Origin of the sequence: Piscicoccus intestinalis NBRC 104926, from assembly GCF_001515525.1 — a bacterium.
GTDB lineage: Bacteria > Actinomycetota > Actinomycetes > Actinomycetales > Dermatophilaceae > Kineosphaera > Kineosphaera intestinalis.
In genome coordinates this window covers 1-1349 of the sequence record NZ_BCNQ01000019.1, presented here as the reverse complement: position 1 = coordinate 1349, position 1349 = coordinate 1, and the positions used below count along the sequence as shown (strand labels likewise).

At 73.1% G+C, this 1349-nt stretch carries 3 pseudogenes; 1 reads left to right on the top strand and 2 read right to left on the bottom strand.

What is annotated here, in order from left to right:
- Window positions 1-157: 157 nt before the first annotated feature.
- A pseudogene (locus tag PINTE_RS05530) lies at window positions 158-456 on the top strand (cation:dicarboxylate symporter family transporter); the annotation flags it as partial.
- Between the two features lie 39 nt (window positions 457-495).
- Here the strand turns inward: PINTE_RS05530 and PINTE_RS24745 are convergent.
- Window positions 496-945 (bottom strand): annotated as a pseudogene (locus PINTE_RS24745) (aminoglycoside phosphotransferase family protein); the annotation flags it as partial.
- Between the two features lie 124 nt (window positions 946-1069).
- A pseudogene (locus PINTE_RS24990) lies at window positions 1070-1246 on the bottom strand (aminoglycoside phosphotransferase family protein); the annotation flags it as partial.
- Window positions 1247-1349 lie beyond the last annotated feature (103 nt).

Below are 1349 nucleotides of genomic sequence, written 5' to 3'. Positions count from 1 at the left end.
GATCGCCGGCACCGCCGCCCGGGCCCTCCGGGAGTTGCCTCCCGCCGAGCGGCTGAACGCGGCCCGTTATTGCCCGCCCGTCATGCCCGGAATGAACGGTGCTCCCTGGTCACCCGGAACAAGCCTGAGAAAAATCCTGTGACGGCGCAGTTACACGGTCTTCATGCTCGGGATCACGATGGTGGCGGCGCCGGCGTGCCCGGCGGCGCGATCATGACCGCCGTCGGCATCATCGGCTCGATGCTCGGCTTCAACGAGGCGCAGCTCGGCCTCATCATCGCCCTGCATATCGCGGTCGACTCCTTCGGGACCGCCACCAACGTCACCGGAGACGGAGCCATCGCCGCCGTTATGCACCGCCTCATCACCGGCAAGGGGTACGCCTCGGCGGCCGGCGACTCCACGGGGTCGGCCGACTCGACCGGCTCCAGCGAGCCGCGGGCCGTGCTCGCGTAACGGCCCCGCGGCTCGCGGGTCTGCCGCGGCTGGCGTGGCTCACGCGTCGGGCTGCAGGGCCTTGAGGAGACGGATGCGCTGCGACACCGTCTCCGCGTCGCCGGCCGCGGCCAGGTCGATCGCGTCGTCGACGGTGCGCACGAGCGCCCAGGCGCGAGACCGGTCTTCGTCGATTCCGGCGGCGTGGCAGAGCCACCCGAGGCGGCAGCGGATGCTCCAGCGCAGCTCGCCCTCGGAGCCGTCGGCGGCCTCGGCCCAGCGGTTGTGCAGCGCCGGCCATACGGCGAAGGCGGGCTCGGCCGCCATCGGCTTGGGGTCGATCGCGAGCGACTCGCGGCTGACCGGATGGGCCAGCACGTTTTCGTAGTGCAGGTCGGTGTGCACCAGCCGGGCATCGACGGCCTCCGCGTCGGAGGCCAGCTCGACCGCCAGCGTCCGGGCCTGCTCGACGAAGCGGCGGGGCAGGTGAGGGTTGCCCAGGGCGGCGCGGCCGGTGAAGCCCTCGACCCAGGCCGAGAGCGTGTCGAGCTGGGGGAGGGCGGGCCGGTCGAGCCGCCAGCAATCCCCCGATGATCTGGCACGCGTCGTACTCGTCGACGCCGGTCAGGTCGGAGTCGGGGTCGAGACGTTCCAGGAGCAGCGCGTCCTCGCTGGGGTAGGCGGCGAGCAGGCGGACCGCGCCGTCTCCCGACCACGCCCGCAGCGCGAGATGCTCGTGCCGGGACTCACGGTGCGGCCACGTGAGCTTGAGGGCCGCGGGCGTGCCGTCGCGCCGCGTCACCGGCAGCACGAGCGCGCACTCGCCGAACCGTGCGAGGGCGTCGTCGATCGTCAGCTCCCAGCGGCGCGCGGCGGTGTCGACGAGCCCGGGCAGGCGGCGCAGCCAACTGTCG